Genomic DNA, 17,528 nt, shown 5'->3' on the forward strand with positions numbered 1-17,528 from the left:
GGCGGCGCCTTGTCCGGAACCTCGCCCGCTTGCATGGAGTTCACCGAATGAAGATTGCGCAGATCGCACCTTTGACCGAATCCGTTCCGCCGAAGCTTTACGGCGGCACGGAACGCGTCGTCTCATACATCACCGAGGCGCTCGTGGATTTGGGCCACGACGTCACGCTTTTCGCGAGCGGCGATTCCAAAACGAGTGCGAAGCTCGAGGCCGTCTGGCCGCGGGCGCTGCGGCTCGACCCGGCTATTCGCGACCGCATTGCTCCGCATATGCTGTTGATGGAGCTCGTGAGACGACGCGCGGACGAGTTCGACGTCCTGCATTTCCATATGGACTACTACTCGTTTTCGCTGTTCAACCGGCAGGACACGCCGTTCGTCACGACGCTGCACGGCCGTCTCGATCTGCCCGAGCAGCAGCCCGTGTTCGACACGTTCGATACGGCACCCGTCATCTCGATCTCCAATGCCCAGCGCCATCCGATGCCGCAGGCGAAATGGCTGAGGACGGTCTACCACGGTCTGCCGGGCACGCTTTACGAGCCGCAGCCGGTCGAACAGCGGTACCTCGCATTTTTGGGCCGTATTTCACCCGAAAAGCGCGTCGACACGGCGATACGGATCGCCTCGCATTGCGGCTTGCCCATTCGCATCGCGGCCAAGATCGACTCGGCCGACCGCGAGTATTTCGAGCGCGAGATCAAGCCGCTTTTCGACTTGCCGCACGTCGAATTCATCGGTGAAATCGCCGATGACGAGAAGGCGACGTTTCTGTCGGGTGCGCACGCTTTGCTGTTCCCGGTCGATTGGCCGGAGCCGTTCGGTCTCGTCATGATCGAGGCCATGGCCTGCGGCACGCCCGTGATCGCGTTCAATCGCGGCTCGGTGCCTGAGGTGGTCGACGAAGGGGTGTCGGGATTCATCGTCGAAGACGAGATCAGCGCCGTCGCCGCGGTCAACCGGCTGCATACGGTCTCCCGCGCGGGAGTGCGCAGACGCTTCGAGGAACGCTTCACCTCGCATTTCATGGCCAGGCAATATCTGGACGCTTATCAGACGGTCATCCGGGCGCAGAAGCGCTCGCGCTTCAAGGTGATCGATTCGAAAACAAGCTGAGCGCAAAAGGCGGCGAGGACCGGACAAGCGCGGCGCGAGTGCGCCGCGCCAGGGCAAAACGCCTGCTTCAGAGGTTGATGCGGGAAATCTTCATGCCCTGCAGGGAGAGATCGCCCATCAGGCCTGCATTGGTCATGACGATGACCTGGACGGGCTTGGTGGCGGTGGTGGTATCAACCGCGCCGTTGGCCCCCATCTTCAGGAGGGCGACCGAGGCGTCGCCTCCTACGGACCATCCCTGGCGCTGCTGGAACGCCTTCAGCGCGTCATCGGTCATGAAGAGAAACACGACCGTTTTCGATTGAGCCCCGGCCTGCAGCCCGAACGAACCCGACACCAGGTTGTAGTAGCCCTGGGTTGTACCGCCGGTGCGCAACGCTCCTTCGCCGAATTCGCCGCCGACCACGAAGCCTGCTTGCAGGACCTTCGGGAATACCAGGACGCCGCGCGCCCTCGAGACCAGGTCACGGGAGCCGGGTACCTGCGCGTACATCCGCGACAACGCCGCATCGACGCCGCTATTGATCTCCTGGCGCTTCGACGACGTGCTGCCTGGACTTTGCGCCGTCGGGCTGCCGTTGTTCGTGGTCGTGGTACAGCCCGCGAGGGCAAGGCCGCCGGCCACCACCGCGGTTGCCGCCTTCAGCATGAAGCGTTGTTGTTTGTTCATGGCTCTTTCTCCGTATTGATCCGTCGGTCAAACCTTCGACGGCAGGTTTGGACGAAGCGTCGATCCCACGCATTCCGCGCGTGTCGAGGTAACAAGCACGGTGCATGCCCGTACCTGTCCCGATTTCACGTCAGTGAGCCACCGGGCGTTTGGGCACCGGCGGACGGCGCAGTGCGCGCCTGACGCCGGCCACGACGAGACCCAATGCGAAGAGAAAGGCTGCCGGCACGACCCAGTAGCCGACGAAAGCGTGCCAAAGATAACTGGCAAGCGTGTTGCGCCGCACGATATATTCGTCGATCGCGGCTTGCTGGCGCGGCGCGTTGCCCGCCAGGACGTCGCTCGGGCAGCCGGCGGCGCGCGCCTCGTCCGGCGTGCCGCGACAGCGGGCCTCAGCGCCGGCCGCGCGTTGCGCGTCGTTGAGCACCCAGGTGGTCAGAGCACGGTCGCGATCGACGACGTTGTAAGCCATCTCTTCGCGAATCTCATGTACTGCCACGAGCGCCACCGGTACGGCCCAAATCAGGATCGTGACGACCCAGCGTTTGAGCCACCGGTTCTGTCTCCATGCCATTCGTTGCCTCCGCTATGCTTTACGCATCAACGACGAGACGTCGGCCCATGGCGTCTTTATCGATGTAGGGGATAGCGGGCCGTCTTGGCAGCCATCATAGAAGAAATGCGACGAATCGTCGCGGGAGTCGAACCGCTTCGCGAAAGGGTGCGTAATTTCTTCAAATTCTCTGTCATTTACCGCTTGCAGGACGCAGTCATCGGGGCGCCGCGCACAGCCCAGCCTTCATCGACACGCGGAACGGCTTTTGCGTAGGGCCTACACTGGAAGCCTGCGCGAGCGTTCGCGGGCTCGGCGGGCAGTCGCCCTTAACCTATGTGCATCCGCACGGGGGTTCGGTCCATGTCGGAACCATTCACAGAACAGTACAAAGGGTTTTCGATCGGCGTGCAGGCATTGCGGCGTGCAAAAGAGCCGGACGAGGCGCCAAGCGCGCCGCGACATTTCGATATCGTCGTGATGATTTCTCGCAATGCGAGCGGGGAGCGCGGCAAATCCGAAATGTTCGGCGTGCCGGAGCACGAACCGCTCGACGATCAGATCGCCGCCCACAAGATCGGCTTGCAATACGCCCGCGACATCATCGACGGCAAAGTCGAGGGCTCGTCCGTCGATAAGCTTTAAGCAAGCTTCGGCTTTAGCGAGGCTTCTTTCCCTTTCTCCTTGCGCGCGCCCGCGGAACGGTCCAGCATATGGGGTCCGGATCGCGCGCGGCGCGCGGTATTTAGCGCAAAATATCATCGCCCGCGTATCGCACGGCGATACCGGTGATCTCGAGCGTATGTTCGAATCGAAAATTCAGGCTTTAGCGAGCCCGATCACAATATGCGAAAAAAAGGAGAAGCTCATGGTTCATCGCACCCGTCGCCGCATGCTCGCCGTCGCGGCCAGCCTCGTTGCTGTCGCCGCCGCGCCGTTCGCTGCCACCGATGCAGCCGCGCAAACGGCCCATAAGCCGAAAGTGGCGCTCGTGATGAAATCGCTCGCGAACGAGTTCTTCCTGACCATGGAAACTGGCGCGAAGGACTATCAAAAGCACAATGCCGGCAAGTTCGAGCTCATTACGAACGGTATCAAGAACGAGACCGATACGGCGGCGCAGATCAACATCGTGGAGCAGATGATCAATTCGAAGGTCGATGCGATCGTGCTCGCACCGGCCGACTCGAAGGCGCTCGTGCCGGTTGTCAAAAAGGCCGTCGACGCGGGAATCATCGTCGTCAATATCGATAATCGGCTCGATCCCGACGTACTGAAGTCCAAGGACCTGAATGTACCGTTCGTCGGTCCGGACAACGCGAAGGGCGCCGAGAAGGTCGGCGACGAACTCGCGAAGAAACTCAAGGCGGGTGACGAAGTCGGCATCGTCGAAGGCGTTTCGACGACCACCAACGCTCAGCAACGCACCGCAGGGTTCAAGGCCGCGATGCAAAAAGTGGGCGCCAAGGTCGTCTCGGTCCAGTCCGGCGAATGGGAGATCGACAAGGGCAACGCCATCGCGTCGGCCATGCTGAATCAGTATCCGAATCTGAAAGCGCTGCTGTGCGGCAACGACAACATGGCGATCGGGGCCGTCTCGGCCGTGCGCGCGGCAGGCAAGCAAGGCAAGGTCTACGTGGTGGGCTACGACAACATCGGCGCCATCAAGCCGATGCTCAAGGATGGCCGGATCCTCGCGACTGCCGACCAATACGCCGCCAAGCAGGCCGTATTCGGCATCGACACGGCGCTCAAGGCGATTGCCGAGCACAAGAAGCAGGCCGACCTCTCGAGCGTCGTCGAAACGCCGGTCGACCTGGTGACCAAAGCCGGCGTCGTCAAGTAACAGTAAAGCAGCGCAAGCCTCAGCGGGCCGCCGTCGCGGCCCGGCCCACTCCTCAGTCGAATATTCAAGTATCGCGCGCCGGTGCCGTTATCCGTGAGAATAGGCGTGATGCGACAGGCCAGCGCGGCGTGCGATGTCGCCGGAATGGGATGGGCGGCCTCGAGAACAGGATCGCGATGGATTCGACCGACGCAGACGATACGGATGCAGTGCTTGCGGTGAGCGGCATCGGCAAGACCTATGCCGAGCCGGTGCTGTCCGATGTGACGCTTGCGCTTCGCTCGGGCGAGGTCTTGGCCTTGACCGGCGAGAACGGTGCCGGTAAAAGCACGCTCTCGAAAATCATCGGTGGGCTCGTCGCCCCTACGGGCGGAGTCATGCGGCTCGGCGGCAAGCCCTATGCGCCGGCAAGCCGCGGCGAAGCCGAGGCGCTCGGCGTGCGTATGGTCATGCAGGAGTTGAACCTGCTGCCGACGCTGACGGTTGCCGAGAACCTCTTTTTCGACAACTTGCCGCGCCGCGGGCCGCGTGCCCTCGGCTGGATCGACCGCCGGCGCCTGGCTGGGGACGCACACCGCGCGATGGCGCGAGTCGGACTCGATTCGATCGATCCCGACACGCCCGTGGGCGCGCTCGGCATCGGCCACCAGCAAATGGTCGAGATCGCGCGCAATCTGATCGGCGACACGCGTGTGCTGATCTTCGACGAGCCGACCGCCATGCTGACGGATCGCGAAGTCGACCTGCTGTTCGATCAGATTGCGCGGCTGAAGGCGAATGGCGTCGCGATCGTCTACATTTCGCATAGGCTCGAAGAGCTCGCGCGCATTGCCGATCGCGTGGCGGTGCTGCGCGATGGCAGACTTGTCCATACCGCCCGGATGGCCGACGTCTCGAGCGAGCGGCTCGTGACGCTGATGGTCGGGCGGGTCATCGGCGAGCGCATCGACCTCGGCGAGCGCCGGATCGGCGCGCCGCTCTTGAAGGTGCAAGGGCTCGGACGCGGCGACGTCGTGCACGACGTGTCGTTCGAGGTCCGGGAAGGCGAGATCCTGGGCGTGAGCGGCCTGATCGGTGCCGGCCGGACGGAGCTCATGCGGCTCATCTACGGCGCGGACCGGGCCGATTCCGGCACGATCGCCGTGGGGCGGCCCCCGACACCCGTGCATATCGGTTCGCCAGCCGACGCGGTACGGCACGGCATTGCGCTGATCACCGAGGACCGCAAGGGCGAGGGCCTGCTGCTGCCGCATTCGATCGCCGCCAATGTGTCGCTCGGCAATATTGGAAGCGTGGCACGCTGGGGTTTCATCGACGCGCGGCGCGAGCAGGCGCTCGCGCGCACCCAGATGGATGCGCTTCGCGTGCGCGCGAGCGGGCCGACGCAGCCCGTGGGCGAGCTCTCGGGCGGCAATCAGCAAAAGGTCGTGATCGGGCGCTGGCTCGCGCGCGAGGCGGATGTGCTGCTTTTCGACGAACCGACGCGGGGCATCGACGTCGGCGCGAAGTTCGATATCTACGGCTTGATGGGGGCGCTCGCGCGCGAAGGTCGCGCGCTCGTCGTCGTTTCGAGCGATCTGCGCGAATTGATGCTGATCTGCGACCGAATCGCCGTCATGTCGGCGGGGCGCTTGACCGGCGTATTCGAGCGCGACGAATGGAGCCAGGACGCGCTGCTCGCCGCAGCGTTCGCAGGACATATGAAGGGGACTCGTCCAACGGCCCCCGATCATGAACCAAACGCACGGAGTGCTTCATGACCGATCCATCCGCGCGCCCCGATGGTGCGCCTGTCCTTGCCGACGAGACGCCGAGCGTAAAGCCGGGCGGCACTCGGCTCGGACTTTCGAATTACCTCGGCCTGGCGGGTGCGCTAGCCGTGATGGTTGCGCTCTTTTCGCTGCTGAGCTCGCACTTCCTGACATACGATACGTTCAGCACGATCGCCAACCAGATTCCCGACCTCGTCGTCATGTCGGTCGGTATGACGTTCGTGCTGATCGTCGCGGGCATCGATTTGTCGGTCGGCTCGGTGCTGGCGCTGTCCGCATCGGTCGTCAGCGTCGCCGCGCTCCAATGGCACTGGCCGCCAGTGCCGGCCGCGCTCGCCGGTATGGCGGCCGCGGCATTGACAGGCGCGGTCACCGGCGGGGTGACGGTCGGCTGGCGGATTCCGTCGTTCATCGTCTCGCTCGGCGTGCTGGAAGCGGCGCGCGGCCTGGCTTATCAGATGACGAATTCGCGCACGGCGTATATCGGCGATGCGTTCGATTTCCTGTCGAACCCGATCGCCGTCGGCATATCGCCGGCGTTCCTGATCGCGGTGGCGGTGATGATCGCCGCGCAGGTCGTGCTCACGCGCACTGTTTTCGGCCGCCACCTCGTGGGCATCGGCACGAACGAGGAGGCGGTGCGGCTGGCCGGCGTCGATCCGCGGCCCTACAAGGTCGCGGTGTTTGCGCTGATGGGCGCACTTTCCGGGCTGGCCGCGCTCTTTCAGGTGTCCCGGCTGGAAGCGGCCGATCCCAATGCGGGCGCCGGCGCGGAGTTGCAGGTCATCGCGGCCGTGGTGATAGGCGGCACGAGCCTGATGGGCGGACGCGGTTCCGTTATCAGCACGTTCTTCGGCGTGCTGATCATTTCGGTGCTGGCGGCCGGTCTCGCGCAAGTGGGTGCGAACGAGCCGACGAAGCGGATCATCACGGGGGCCGTCATCGTGGTTGCGGTCGTGCTCGACACCTACCGAAGCCGCAAACGCAGTTGAGAGCGCGTGTTCTGCCGCGGCAGGCGATGCGCGGCGGAGCGAACGGAACAGGGCACAAAAGCGGTTTGGCCGCGGCGAAGAAAAACAAGCGAGAGAGAAACGGGTTATGGCAACGATCAAGGATGTGGCGGCCATCGCCGGCGTGTCGTTCACCACGGTATCGCACGTGGTCAACAACACGCGGCCGGTGTCCGCGGATGTGCGCGCGAAAGTGGAGCGCGCGATCAGCCAACTCAACTACGTGCCCTCTGCCGTGGCGCGTTCCCTGAAGGCCAAGACCACCGCCACGATCGGGCTCGTCGTGCCCAACAGCAGCGATCCGTACTTTGCCGAACTGGCGCGCGGAATCCAGGACGGCTGCGCGCGCGAAGGCTACTGCATGTTCTTCTGCAATTCGGACGACGATCCGGCCAAACAGCGCAACTATCTGCGCGTGTTGCAGGAAAAGCGCATCGACGGACTCATCATCGCATCGGCCGGCGAAGATGCGGTGCTGGCGGCGAGTCTTGCCGACGCGCGCGAGCCGCTCGTCATCGTCGATCGGAACATCCAGGGGCTCGCCGCCGATCTCGTCCAGATCGATCACGAACGCGGTGCCTATCTCGCGACCCGTCACTTGCTCGAACTCGGACACGTCAGGATTGGATGCATCTCGGGGCCGGTTTCGACGGCGGTCAGCGCCATGCGTGTGCATGGCTTCATTCGGGCGATGTCCGAGCGCGGTATCGATATCGAGCCTTCGGCCATCGTCGAAAGCGATTTCTCGGGCCCGGGCGGCCAAGATGCGGCGGGGCGGCTTTTCGATACCGTGCGGCCGAGCGCGATCTTCGCCTGTAATGACATGATGGGCATCGGCGCATTGCGTGTCGCGGCGGAACGCGGTATTGCGGTGCCGCGGCAATGCTCGATCATCGGCTTCGATGATATCGAACTCGCCGCTTATACTTATCCGTCGCTTTCGACGGTGGGGCATTCGGTGCGTGCGCTCGGCGAGGCCGCGTCCAAGATGCTGATTGCTCGGATCAACGGTTCGATGTCGGGGCCGATTCAGCGTCGCGTCGTTTCGCCTCGCCTCGTGCTGCGCGAATCGACCGCGGTCTATGCGGGCGCGGCGCAGTACGTATAGCCCCGCCAATCTCGACGGAGAACAACAGGATGACAGCAGCGAACGGGCCGGCGAGCGCAGGCGTTTTGCCGGGCCAGGCGCGCGCCACGGCGCGCGTGGCGGTGGTCGGCAGCCTCAATATGGATCTGGTCGCCCGGGTTGCGCGCATGCCGCTCCCGGGCGAAACGCTCGCCGGACAGACGTTCGCGCAGGTCCCGGGCGGCAAGGGCGGCAACCAGGCCGTCGCGGCGGCGCGACTCGGCGCGCAGGTTTCGATGATCGGGCGAATCGGCGGCGATGCGAATGGCGCCACGCTGCGCGCGGGCCTCGAATCCGAAGGAATCGACTGCGCCGCACTTGCCGAGACGCCTTCGACGCCTACCGGCGTCGCGCTGATTCTGGTCGACGATGACGGCCGCAATTCGATCGTCATCGTGGCCGGCAGCAACGGCGCGCTGACGCCCGACGATATTGCCCGGCACGAAGCGGTGCTGGCCCAGGCGGATGTCGTCATGTGCCAACTCGAAACTCCGCCTGCCACCGTCTTGGCCGCCCTTGCGGCAGCTCGCCGGCTCGGCAAGACGGTCATTCTGAATCCCGCGCCCGTCACCGGGCCTTTGCCGGCGCAGTGGCTGCCACTCGTCGATTACCTCGTTCCGAACGAGCTGGAGGCGGCAACCCTCACGGGCTTGCCGATCGGCTCGCCTCACGACGCGGTCGTGGCGGCGCAGGCGCTCGTGGCGCAAGGTGCGCGCAATGTATTGATCACCCTGGGTTCCGCGGGCGTGGTGGCGGCAGTCGGCGGCGAGGAGCCGGTGCACGTACCGGCGCCGCGGGTGGCCGCGGTCGACACCACGGCGGCGGGCGACACATTCATCGGCGCATTCGCCGCGCAGCTCGCGCAAGGCGCCAGCACGGATGCAGCACTGCGTTTTGCCCAACGCGCCGCTGCGATCTCCGTGACACGCGCGGGCGCCCAGCCGTCGATTCCAACGCGCGCCGAGCTCGACGCAGCGGCTTGCTGATTCCCCCTCGCCAATACCGCCCCGCCGCGGGTTTCCTCCGGGGGGGCGCGTCCTCGGAAATCGCTCAAGCGCTGGTTCGCGCCGGCCGTTAAATCAGATAGTGCAACGCACGCGCAGGCAGCACGAAACCTGTTGGCTCACACCGCCACACGACGCTTTCGCATTTCGCGTCCGCTCTAAATGGGGACGCAAGCAGCGCGGCACCGCCCGCCATTTTTGCGGATGGTGCTCCAACGCGAAAAGTTGTAACGGAAGCGTACACGTGTCGACGAACGCGACACCTGCAACGTATACGAAGGTGGGGGAGAAAGAGGAACGAGAGGCACGCACATCGCGGACGTAGATTGTAGGCGAGCGCGGTCGCATCTCCAAGTTAGTAGTCACGTGAACAACGTAAGCCGTGAAAAATAATTTAAAAGGGTTTAGGATGAATTCGAGCGAGGTCGTTTCGGTATAGTGGCCTGGAGACGACATCGACCGCATACTTGGCGAGGAGGGAGCATGGATATTTACAGCAGTTTCGCGAACCGCTTCGAAAAAACGCGAGAGGAAGAGTTCTCGCTTGAGGAGTACCTCGCGCTCTGCAAAGACAATCCCGCCGCGTACGCCACTGCCAGCGAACGCATGTTGACGGCTATCGGGGAGCCGGAGCAGGTCGATACACGCAACGACCCGCGGCTGTCGCGGATCTTCGCGAACAAGGTCATCAAGGTCTATCCGGCATTCCGGGAGTTCTACGGGATGGAGGATGTGATCGAGCAGGTCGTCGCGTACTTCCGTCACGCGGCACAAGGCCTCGAAGAGAAAAAGCAGATTCTGTACTTGCTCGGGCCGGTGGGCGGCGGCAAATCGTCCATCGCCGAGCGGCTCAAGCAACTGATGGAACGCGTGCCGTTCTATTCGATCAAGGGCTCGCCGGTTAACGAGTCGCCGCTCGGGCTCTTCGACTACGACGAGGACGGCCCGATCCTCGAAGAGCAGTACGGCATTCCTCGCCGCTACCTCAAAAGCATTCTGAGCCCGTGGGCGGTCAAGCGCCTGCACGAGTACAACGGGGACATCCGCAAGTTCCGCGTCGTACGCCGGTATCCGTCGGTGCTCCGCCAGATCGGCATCGCGAAGACCGAGCCGGGCGACGAGAACAACCAGGATATCTCCTCGCTCGTCGGCAAAGTGGACATCCGCAAGCTCGAGCAGTATGCGCAGGACGATGCAGACGCCTACAGCTACTCGGGCGGTCTGTGTCTCGCGAATCAAGGGTTGCTTGAATTCGTCGAAATGTTCAAGGCGCCGATCAAAGTGCTGCACCCGCTGCTGACTGCGACTCAAGAAGGCAACTTCAAGGGTACGGAAGGCTTCGGGGCGATACCGTTCGACGGCATCATTCTGGCGCACTCGAACGAGTCCGAATGGAAGGCGTTCAGGAACAACCGCAACAACGAGGCATTGCTCGACCGGATTTTCGTCGTGAAGGTGCCGTATTGCCTGCGGGTGTCGGAAGAGATCAAGATTTACGAGAAGCTGATTCGCAACTCCTCGCTGGCCGACGCCGTATGCGCGCCCGGCACGCTGAAGATGATGGCGCAGTTCTCCGTGCTGACGCGCTTGCAGGAGCCCGAGAACTCGAATCTCTTCTCGAAGATGCAGGTCTACGACGGCGAGAACCTGAAGGACACCGACCCGAAGGCGAAGTCCTATCAGGAATACCGGGACTACGCCGGGGTCGACGAAGGGATGACAGGGGTGTCCACGCGCTTTGCATTCAAGATTCTCTCGCGCGTGTTCAACTTCGATACGACCGAGGTCGCGGCGAACCCCGTTCACCTCATGTACGTGCTCGAGCAGCAGGTCGAGCGGGAGCAGTTCCCACCGGAGACCGAACAGAAATATCTGTCGTTCGTGAAGGACGTGCTGGCGTCGCGCTACGCGGAATTCATCGGCAAAGAGATTCAGACCGCATACCTCGAATCGTATTCGGAGTACGGTCAGAACATCTTCGACCGCTACGTCACGTATGCCGACTTCTGGATTCAGGATCAGGAATTCCGCGATCACGACACGGGCGAAAGCTTCGATCGCGCCGCGCTGAACGCCGAGCTGGAAAAGATCGAAAAGCCGGCCGGCATCAGCAATCCGAAAGATTTCCGCAACGAAATCGTCAATTTCGTGTTGCGGGCACGGGCGGCAAACGGCGGCAAGAATCCGGCGTGGATCAGCTACGAGAAGCTGCGCGTGGTGATCGAGAAGAAAATGTTCTCGAACACCGAGGAACTGTTGCCGGTCATTTCGTTCAATGCAAAGGGCTCGGCCGAGGAGCAGCGCAAGCACGAAGACTTCGTCAATCGGATGGTTGCGAAAGGCTATACGCCGAAACAAGTACGCCTGTTGTGCGACTGGTACTTGCGGGTGCGCAAGTCCTCGTAACGAAGGGCGCAGCGCCCGGCGGGCCGACGTCGGCCGGGCGTTTCGCGGTACGCGCGGTGGGCAGGCATGCGGTCTGCCCGGCGGGTGCGCGCACCGCTTTGAGGAATTGAAGCGGGAGACTGGATGTGCTTCACCAAATCATCGACCGCAGGCTGGCAGGAAAGAACAAGAGCATTGCGAACCGCGAACGCTTTTTGCGCCGTGTAAAGAACTACATTCGGCGAGCTGTTTCGGAGGCGGTGCGCGATCGCAGCATCAAGGATATTCAAAGCACGCAGAGCATCACGATTCCGCGCAAGGATATCGCCGAACCCATGTTCCGGCACGGCTCGGCCGGCAAGCGCGAGCTCGTGCATCCCGGCAATGAAGACTATGTGCGCGGCGACAAGATTCCGCGCCCGAACGGCGGCAGCGGAGGCGGTGGCAGCCAGGCCAGCAACGAGGGCGAGGGGCAGGACGACTTCGTCTTCGAGCTTTCGCGAGAAGAATTCATGCAGTACTTCTTCGACGATCTCGAGCTGCCGCGGCTCGTCAAAACGCATCTGCTTGCCGTGCCCACGTGGAAGAACATCCGCGCGGGCTGGGCGGCGGAGGGAACGCCGAACAACATCGATGTCGTTCGCTCGCTGCGCAGTGCGCTCGGGCGCCGCATTGCCCTTGGCGCACCGCTCGTCAATCAGCTCCGCGAGCTCGAGCAGCAGCTCGAAGCGCTGAAGAACGAGCCGGGAGACAACAGCGAGGAAATCCAGCTCCTCGAGGAAGCGGTCCATCATTTGCGGGGCCGCATCTGGCGCATCCCGTTCATCGATCCGTTCGACCTGCGTTATATCAATCGCGTCAAACAGCCGCAGCCCTCGAGTCAGGCGGTCATGTTTTGCCTCATGGATGTCTCCGGGTCGATGGACGAGCAGCGCAAGGATCTCGCCAAACGGTTCTTCATCCTGCTTTACCTCTTCTTGAAGCGGAACTACGAAAAGATCGAAGTCGTCTTCATCCGGCACCATACACGGGCGGAAGAAGTCGATGAGGACACGTTCTTCCATTCGACGGAAAGCGGCGGCACCGTCGTATCGAGCGCGCTCGAGCTCATGCGCAAGATCATGGACGAGCGCTATTCGCCGACCGAATGGAACATTTACGGCGCACAGGCGTCGGACGGCGACAATTGGACGGACGATTCGCCGAAATGCCGTCGAATTTTGCAGGACGACATCCTGCAAAAGGTCCGCTACTTCGCGTATATTCAAGTCGCACCCGAAGAGCAGAATCTCTGGGTGGAGTATGCGCAGCTGGCCATGACGCAGCCGCATCTTGCAATGAAGAAGGTGGATGCCGCCGCCGATATCTATCCTGTGTTCAGGGAGCTGTTCGAAAAGCAGGTGGCATCGCATGACTACTAAGCATCTGCATAACGAATCGCGCGGATATCAGCCGGAGCGTCGCCGCAAAGGCTCGCATGCAAGCGGGTCGCACGAGCAAGGCAAGCAGCACGCCGAGACCGAGCCGGCGCGCCGCCCGGTCGAGGCGCCCGTTGTGCAGCCGAAGGAACCTCGCATGAACGTTGCCGACCGCAGACCTCTGCCGTGGCCGTCCGATTGGACGTTCGAGCTGATCGAAGAGTACGACACGCATATTGCGCAGGTCGCCGAGCAGTATCAGCTCGATGTCTATCCGATCCAGTTGGAGCTCATCAGCGCCGAGCAGATGATGGACGCCTACGCGTCCGTCGGCATGCCGGTCAATTATCGCCATTGGTCGTTCGGCAAGCACTTCCTCTCGACGGAAAAGAGCTATCGCCGGGGACAGATGGGGCTTGCCTACGAGATCGTCATCAATTCGAACCCTTGCATCGCGTATCTGATGGAAGAGAACACGATGACGATGCAGGCGCTCGTGATCGCCCACGCCGCCTACGGGCACAACTCGTTCTTCAAGGGCAACTACCTCTTCAAGCTCTGGACCGACGCGCACGCGATCATCGATTACCTCGTCTACGCGAAGAACTACATCGCCGAGTGCGAAGAGCGTTACGGGCTCGACCGCGTGGAGGAGCTGCTCGATTCGTGCCATGCACTGATGAACTATGGCGTCGATCGCTATAAACGGCCCCAGAAACCCTCGCTTGCGAAGGAAGCCGAATTGCGCCGCGATCGCGAAGCGTACTTGCAATCGCAGGTGAACGAGCTGTGGCGGACGCTGCCCGCGCATCACACGCCGCTTGCAGCGGAAGAAGAGGAGCGCTATCCGCCTGAGCCGCAGGAGAATCTGCTCTATTTCGCCGAAAAGAACGCGCCGCTGCTCGAACCGTGGGAGCGGGAAGTGATCCGCATCGTGCGCAAGATCGGGCAGTACTTCTACCCGCAGCGTCAAACCCAGGTCATGAACGAGGGCTGGGCCACGTTTTGGCACTACACGCTGCTCAACACGATGTACAACCAGGGGTTGCTCGAAGACGGCTTCATGATGGAGTTCCTCCATTCGCATAGCAACGTCATCTATCAGCCCCCGGTCACGAAACCGTATTACAGCGGGATCAACCCTTACGCACTGGGTTTCTCGATGATGAGCGACATACGCCGCATCTGCGAGTCGCCCACCGAAGAAGACCGCAAGTGGTTTCCGGACATCGCCGGATCGCCGTGGCTGCAGACGCTGCACTACGCGATGCGCAATTTCAAGGACGAGAGTTTCATCGCGCAATACCTCTCGCCGCAACTGATCCGCGATATGCGGCTCTTCTCGGTGCTCGACGACGATACGCGCGAGACGCTGGAAGTGTCGGCGATTCACGACGAGAGCGGCTATCAACACGTGCGCCAGTCATTGTCGCGGCAATACGACATGCACCACCGCGAGCCGAACATCCAGGTTTGGTCGGTCAACACCCGGGGAGACCGGAGTTTGACGCTGCGACACTTCATGAGCGATAACCGGCACTTGTCCGGGGACAGCGAGGAAGTGCTCAGACACATGGCCCGGCTTTGGCAGTTCGACGTCTATCTGGAAAGCGTCGACGAGAACGGGACCGTGCGCAAACGGTACGAGTGCCGATATACGGCGCCGGAGCTCAGGCTCTGATGGCCGCTCATTTCCGGAACGCGACGGACTAACTGTCTGACATGCGCTCGTTGGCATCGACGAGGAGCCGGCGGACCTCCTCGTCGCTCGTTTGATCGAATTCGTCGTAGTGTTGCCCGACGCTGAAAAAGAGAGCCGGCTGGGCAATGCAGACGAATTCGTCCGCGAGATCGGTCAACTCCGACTCGGCGCCCGGCGGCGCAACGGGCAGCGCAACGATCACATGGGCCGGGTTGCGTTGCCGCAGGGCGCTCAAGGCGGCTCGCATCGTGGCGCCGGTCGCCATGCCGTCATCCACGAGGATGACGGTTCTTCCTTCCACGGAAGCGGGCGGGCGATGCTCGCGATAGTGCGTTTCCCGGCGAGCGAGTTCTACCCGTTCTTCTTCCAACACCTTTTCGAATGCAGCGTGCGACACGTGCGCCGAGTGCATGATCTCGCGATCGACGAACTGCGCGCCACCAGGCGCAATCGCGCCCATCGCGAGTTCGCGTTGCCCTGGCACGCCCAATTTGCGCACGGGCATCACGTCGAGTTCAAGGCCGAGCGCGCGAGCAATCTCGGCGCCGACTGGCACGCCGCCGCGCGGCAGGGCGAGCACCACCGCGTCGTGGGCCGTATTGCCTTTCAAACGATCGGCCAACATACGGCCGGCTTCGGCGCGATTTTTGAACAAAGCGTGCATGAACATCGGACCATCCGTCGATCGGCTTTTGCAGCATGAACGCATGACGCTCAGAGCGCGTCATGAAAGATGATGCCGACCGTATGCCGGTGCCCCGATCGCAAGCGGCTTACCCCGTGACGCATATTGACCCGATAAGCGCCGCGGGAGCCGTTTGCAGGGCGATGGCTGACAGCGAATATTGCGGCGTCGCCCTGCGCGAGCGGAGCGACCTCGACGCGCGACTGCATGCGCGGACGCTGTTCGGTCAGCACAAACTCTCCGCCGGTGAAATCTCGCCCGGGCTGCGACAACAGAATCGCAACCTGAAGCGGAAAAACATGCTCGCCATAGAGATCCTGATGCAGACAATTGTAGTCGCCCTCGGCATATTGCAGTAGCAAGGGAGTGGGGCGCACTTGACCCGCGTGGTGGCAGCGACCGATGAACGCCGCGTGCGTGCGAGGATAACGGGTGTCGATTCCGAGCCGCTCGTTCCAGCGGTTCGCGATCGGGGCCAAAAAGGCGTAAAGCGTCTCGCGCAACATCTGGAGGAGAGGGGGCAACGGGTAGCTGAAATACTGATATTCGCCGCGACCGAACCCATGGCGCGTCATCACGACACGACTTCTGAAGTGCGCCGCGTTGTCATATAGGCCACGTAACGCCTCGCATTGCGACGGCGACAGCAGGCGGGGGACGACTGCAACACCCGCTTCGTCGAGCGTTTCCGAAAGTGCGGGCCAGTCGAGCGTTTGGATGCGCAATTGCGTTGCGGGGCATTCGCCGGGAACTTTGTCGTCGGCATCCAGCGCTGCCACGGCAGCGGCGGGCGTGTACGGTGGCGTGGCCAATGCAGCCTCCAAGAATTGCCGGAAGGATTCAATGTAACGCTCGGGCGCGCTGCCCACGCTCCGAAATTTGCTATTTCGTTCTTCATCCGATCCCCGACTCGGAGCGGTTCCCCCGCGAGCCGGGGCACCGACGGCGGCGCAGCACAAAATTCCGCATGCACCGGCAAAAACGTAATGTCCATGCGGTTTGTTCGCCGCGAACAACCGCACGTCCCGCCTGTTACGCGATAAATTGACTTCGCTTTACAGATACGAGCTAGATCAGGCTAGCAAGGTCCGGAAATCGCGCAATACAGAGGAGCAAAAATGACCGTGGCACTCGTGCTGCACCGTGGGGACGGCGCACCGCTTTCAACCTCGTTCCGCAGGGCGGCGTTCGGCAACGACGACCCCTTTGCACGACATCGCGAGATCGCGTGGGAAGGACCGGACTCGATGGTCGCGGGTCGCGTCAGCTTCATTGGCGAGCTCGACGTCGCAAGGTTTCCTCATATCGAAACTCTCGTCGTAGTCGAAGGAAATCTCACGCTACACGCCGCCGGAGAAGCCCCGCTGGTGCTCGGTCCGCAGGCGGGTGCAGTCATCGCGGCCGGTACAGCGCTTCGCGTCCAGGCCGAGTCCCGCGTGCGTTTCGTGTATTGCGCGGCCGCTTGCGAGAAACCGACCAAGCGCGGACTCATCCCTTTGCGGGCCGAGGCCGACTTCAAGCCCTCCGCGTCGCTACCGGCGGAAATACTGCTGGGCCCCGCGCCGCAATGCCGTAGCGACAATGTCTTCACCGACGATGGCGCAGAGTACCTCGCGGGCACGTGGGATTCGACGCCCTACCATCGGATCGTTCGCCCGCATCGCGTGAACGAGTTCATGCATCTGCTGGCCGGCAGCGTGAGGTTCGCGGCGCCTGATGGCAGCGTGCTGTCGCTCGGGGCCGGCGACGCGCTCTTCGTACCGCAAGGCGCACCGATCGGATGGGAAAGCCGCGAGCGCGTGGCGAAGTTTTACGCGATTCAAAACCTCCAGGCTCCGATCGAGCGAAACTGATCATGTCCCCTCCGTTGCAACACATTCAAACCTCGCCCACGCTGCCGGCCGCGGCTGATGTGGTGGTGATCGGGGGTGGCATCATCGGCGTCTTCTCGGCCTACTACCTGGCCCAGCGCGGCGTGTCGGTCGCGTTGATCGAGAAGGGGAGAATCGGCGCCGAGCAGTCGAGTCGCAATTGGGGCTGGTGTCGGCAGCAGAATCGCGACGCGCGCGAATTGCCGATGGCGAGCAAGAGTCTCGAGCTCTGGCAACGATTTGCGATCGAAACGGGCGAAGACACGGGCTTTCATCGGTGTGGGCTGCTGTACCTCAGCAATGACGACGCCGAATTGTCCCGTTGGGCCAGTTGGGGCGACTTTGCGAAGACCGCGGGCGTGACAACTTAC

16 protein-coding genes are annotated in these 17,528 nt (G+C 62.6%); 12 read left to right on the forward strand and 4 right to left on the reverse strand.

The window, feature by feature from the left end; all coding sequences use genetic code 11:
- The first annotated feature begins 47 nt into the window (after positions 1-47).
- Positions 48-1,115 (forward strand): glycosyltransferase family 4 protein, encoded by a 1,068-nt coding sequence (locus ACO1XS_RS22985; RefSeq protein ID WP_331572520.1) that lies wholly within the window; start codon positions 48-50, stop codon positions 1,113-1,115.
- 67 nt (positions 1,116-1,182) lie between these two features.
- Here ACO1XS_RS22985 and ACO1XS_RS22990 read toward each other — a convergent pair whose 3' ends face one another.
- Positions 1,183-1,785, reverse strand: a complete 603-nt coding sequence (locus ACO1XS_RS22990; protein WP_331572518.1) for a BPSL1445 family SYLF domain-containing lipoprotein — start codon at positions 1,783-1,785, stop codon at positions 1,183-1,185.
- Positions 1,786-1,915: 130 nt separating this feature from the next.
- On the reverse strand, positions 1,916-2,359 hold the full coding sequence (locus ACO1XS_RS22995; RefSeq protein WP_331572516.1) for a hypothetical protein: 444 nt from the start codon (positions 2,357-2,359) through the stop codon (positions 1,916-1,918).
- A 342-nt stretch (positions 2,360-2,701) separates the two neighbouring features.
- Between ACO1XS_RS22995 and ACO1XS_RS23000 the strand changes: the two genes are divergently transcribed.
- From ACO1XS_RS23000 to ACO1XS_RS23040, 9 genes are all read left to right on the forward strand, one after another.
- Positions 2,702-2,983: a hypothetical protein gene (locus tag ACO1XS_RS23000; protein ID WP_173258626.1), complete on the forward strand. Its 282-nt coding sequence runs from the start codon at positions 2,702-2,704 to the stop codon at positions 2,981-2,983.
- Between the two features lie 223 nt (positions 2,984-3,206).
- The gene (locus tag ACO1XS_RS23005; RefSeq protein ID WP_331572514.1) at positions 3,207-4,184 is read left to right on the forward strand and encodes a sugar ABC transporter substrate-binding protein; all 978 of its coding nucleotides are present in this window, start codon (positions 3,207-3,209) and stop codon (positions 4,182-4,184) included.
- 176 nt (positions 4,185-4,360) lie between these two features.
- A complete protein-coding gene (locus tag ACO1XS_RS23010) occupies positions 4,361-5,944 on the forward strand; it encodes a sugar ABC transporter ATP-binding protein (protein ID WP_331572512.1) in 1,584 nt (527 codons plus the stop codon).
- On the forward strand, positions 5,941-6,948 hold the full coding sequence (locus ACO1XS_RS23015; protein WP_331572510.1) for an ABC transporter permease: 1,008 nt from the start codon (positions 5,941-5,943) through the stop codon (positions 6,946-6,948). The genes ACO1XS_RS23010 and ACO1XS_RS23015 overlap by 4 nt, the downstream gene beginning before the upstream one ends.
- Positions 6,949-7,054: 106 nt before the next feature.
- Positions 7,055-8,074 (forward strand): LacI family DNA-binding transcriptional regulator, encoded by a 1,020-nt coding sequence (locus ACO1XS_RS23020; protein ID WP_331572508.1) that lies wholly within the window; start codon positions 7,055-7,057, stop codon positions 8,072-8,074.
- A 29-nt stretch (positions 8,075-8,103) separates the two neighbouring features.
- Complete coding sequence (gene rbsK / locus ACO1XS_RS23025; protein ID WP_331572506.1) at positions 8,104-9,078, forward strand: ribokinase; 975 nt, start codon at positions 8,104-8,106, stop codon at positions 9,076-9,078.
- Positions 9,079-9,579: 501 nt separating this feature from the next.
- On the forward strand, positions 9,580-11,502 hold the full coding sequence (locus ACO1XS_RS23030; protein WP_173258615.1) for a PrkA family serine protein kinase: 1,923 nt from the start codon (positions 9,580-9,582) through the stop codon (positions 11,500-11,502).
- Positions 11,503-11,627: 125 nt separating this feature from the next.
- Positions 11,628-12,902 (forward strand): YeaH/YhbH family protein, encoded by a 1,275-nt coding sequence (locus tag ACO1XS_RS23035; protein WP_331572504.1) that lies wholly within the window; start codon positions 11,628-11,630, stop codon positions 12,900-12,902.
- Positions 12,892-14,580, forward strand: a complete 1,689-nt coding sequence (locus ACO1XS_RS23040; protein WP_486391764.1) for a SpoVR family protein — start codon at positions 12,892-12,894, stop codon at positions 14,578-14,580. Before ACO1XS_RS23035 ends, ACO1XS_RS23040 begins: the two co-directional genes overlap by 11 nt.
- 28 nt (positions 14,581-14,608) lie before the next feature.
- On the opposite strand, the gene ACO1XS_RS23045 is transcribed toward ACO1XS_RS23040, so the two are convergent.
- A complete protein-coding gene (locus ACO1XS_RS23045; RefSeq protein ID WP_486391765.1) occupies positions 14,609-15,271 on the reverse strand; it encodes a phosphoribosyltransferase in 663 nt (220 codons plus the stop codon).
- A gap of 44 nt (positions 15,272-15,315) precedes the next feature.
- Complete coding sequence (locus ACO1XS_RS23050) at positions 15,316-16,056, reverse strand: 2OG-Fe(II) oxygenase (RefSeq protein WP_486391772.1); 741 nt, start codon at positions 16,054-16,056, stop codon at positions 15,316-15,318.
- Positions 16,057-16,404: 348 nt separating this feature from the next.
- Between ACO1XS_RS23050 and ACO1XS_RS23055 the strand changes: the two genes are divergently transcribed.
- Both ACO1XS_RS23055 and ACO1XS_RS23060 read left to right on the forward strand, forming a co-directional pair.
- Positions 16,405-17,139 carry a cupin domain-containing protein gene (locus ACO1XS_RS23055; RefSeq protein WP_486391766.1) on the forward strand — a complete coding sequence of 245 codons (735 nt, stop codon included), beginning with the start codon at positions 16,405-16,407 and terminating at the stop codon, positions 17,137-17,139.
- 2 nt (positions 17,140-17,141) lie between these two features.
- Positions 17,142-17,528, forward strand: a 387-nt coding sequence (locus tag ACO1XS_RS23060; protein ID WP_486391767.1) for an NAD(P)/FAD-dependent oxidoreductase, incomplete at its 3' end; no start/stop codon positions are given.

The organism is Trinickia sp. (assembly GCF_057351765.1).

What these genes read in the sequence shown, in the direction of transcription:
- ACO1XS_RS23055 (WP_486391766.1), top strand. Translation starts at nt 16,405, where the DNA reads ATGACCGTGGCACTCGTGCTGCACCGTGGGGACGGCGCACCGCTTTCA.
- ACO1XS_RS22990 (WP_331572518.1), bottom strand. Translation starts at nt 1,785, where the DNA reads ATGAACAAACAACAACGCTTCATGCTGAAGGCGGCAACCGCGGTGGTG.
- rbsK (WP_331572506.1), top strand. Translation starts at nt 8,104, where the DNA reads ATGACAGCAGCGAACGGGCCGGCGAGCGCAGGCGTTTTGCCGGGCCAG.
- ACO1XS_RS22995 (WP_331572516.1), bottom strand. Translation starts at nt 2,359, where the DNA reads ATGGCATGGAGACAGAACCGGTGGCTCAAACGCTGGGTCGTCACGATC.
- ACO1XS_RS23030 (WP_173258615.1), top strand. Translation starts at nt 9,580, where the DNA reads ATGGATATTTACAGCAGTTTCGCGAACCGCTTCGAAAAAACGCGAGAG.
- ACO1XS_RS23005 (WP_331572514.1), top strand. Translation starts at nt 3,207, where the DNA reads ATGGTTCATCGCACCCGTCGCCGCATGCTCGCCGTCGCGGCCAGCCTC.
- ACO1XS_RS23040 (WP_486391764.1), top strand. Translation starts at nt 12,892, where the DNA reads ATGACTACTAAGCATCTGCATAACGAATCGCGCGGATATCAGCCGGAG.
- ACO1XS_RS22985 (WP_331572520.1), top strand. Translation starts at nt 48, where the DNA reads ATGAAGATTGCGCAGATCGCACCTTTGACCGAATCCGTTCCGCCGAAG.
- ACO1XS_RS23045 (WP_486391765.1), bottom strand. Translation starts at nt 15,271, where the DNA reads ATGTTCATGCACGCTTTGTTCAAAAATCGCGCCGAAGCCGGCCGTATG.
- ACO1XS_RS23010 (WP_331572512.1), top strand. Translation starts at nt 4,361, where the DNA reads ATGGATTCGACCGACGCAGACGATACGGATGCAGTGCTTGCGGTGAGC.
- ACO1XS_RS23020 (WP_331572508.1), top strand. Translation starts at nt 7,055, where the DNA reads ATGGCAACGATCAAGGATGTGGCGGCCATCGCCGGCGTGTCGTTCACC.
- ACO1XS_RS23015 (WP_331572510.1), top strand. Translation starts at nt 5,941, where the DNA reads ATGACCGATCCATCCGCGCGCCCCGATGGTGCGCCTGTCCTTGCCGAC.
- ACO1XS_RS23000 (WP_173258626.1), top strand. Translation starts at nt 2,702, where the DNA reads ATGTCGGAACCATTCACAGAACAGTACAAAGGGTTTTCGATCGGCGTG.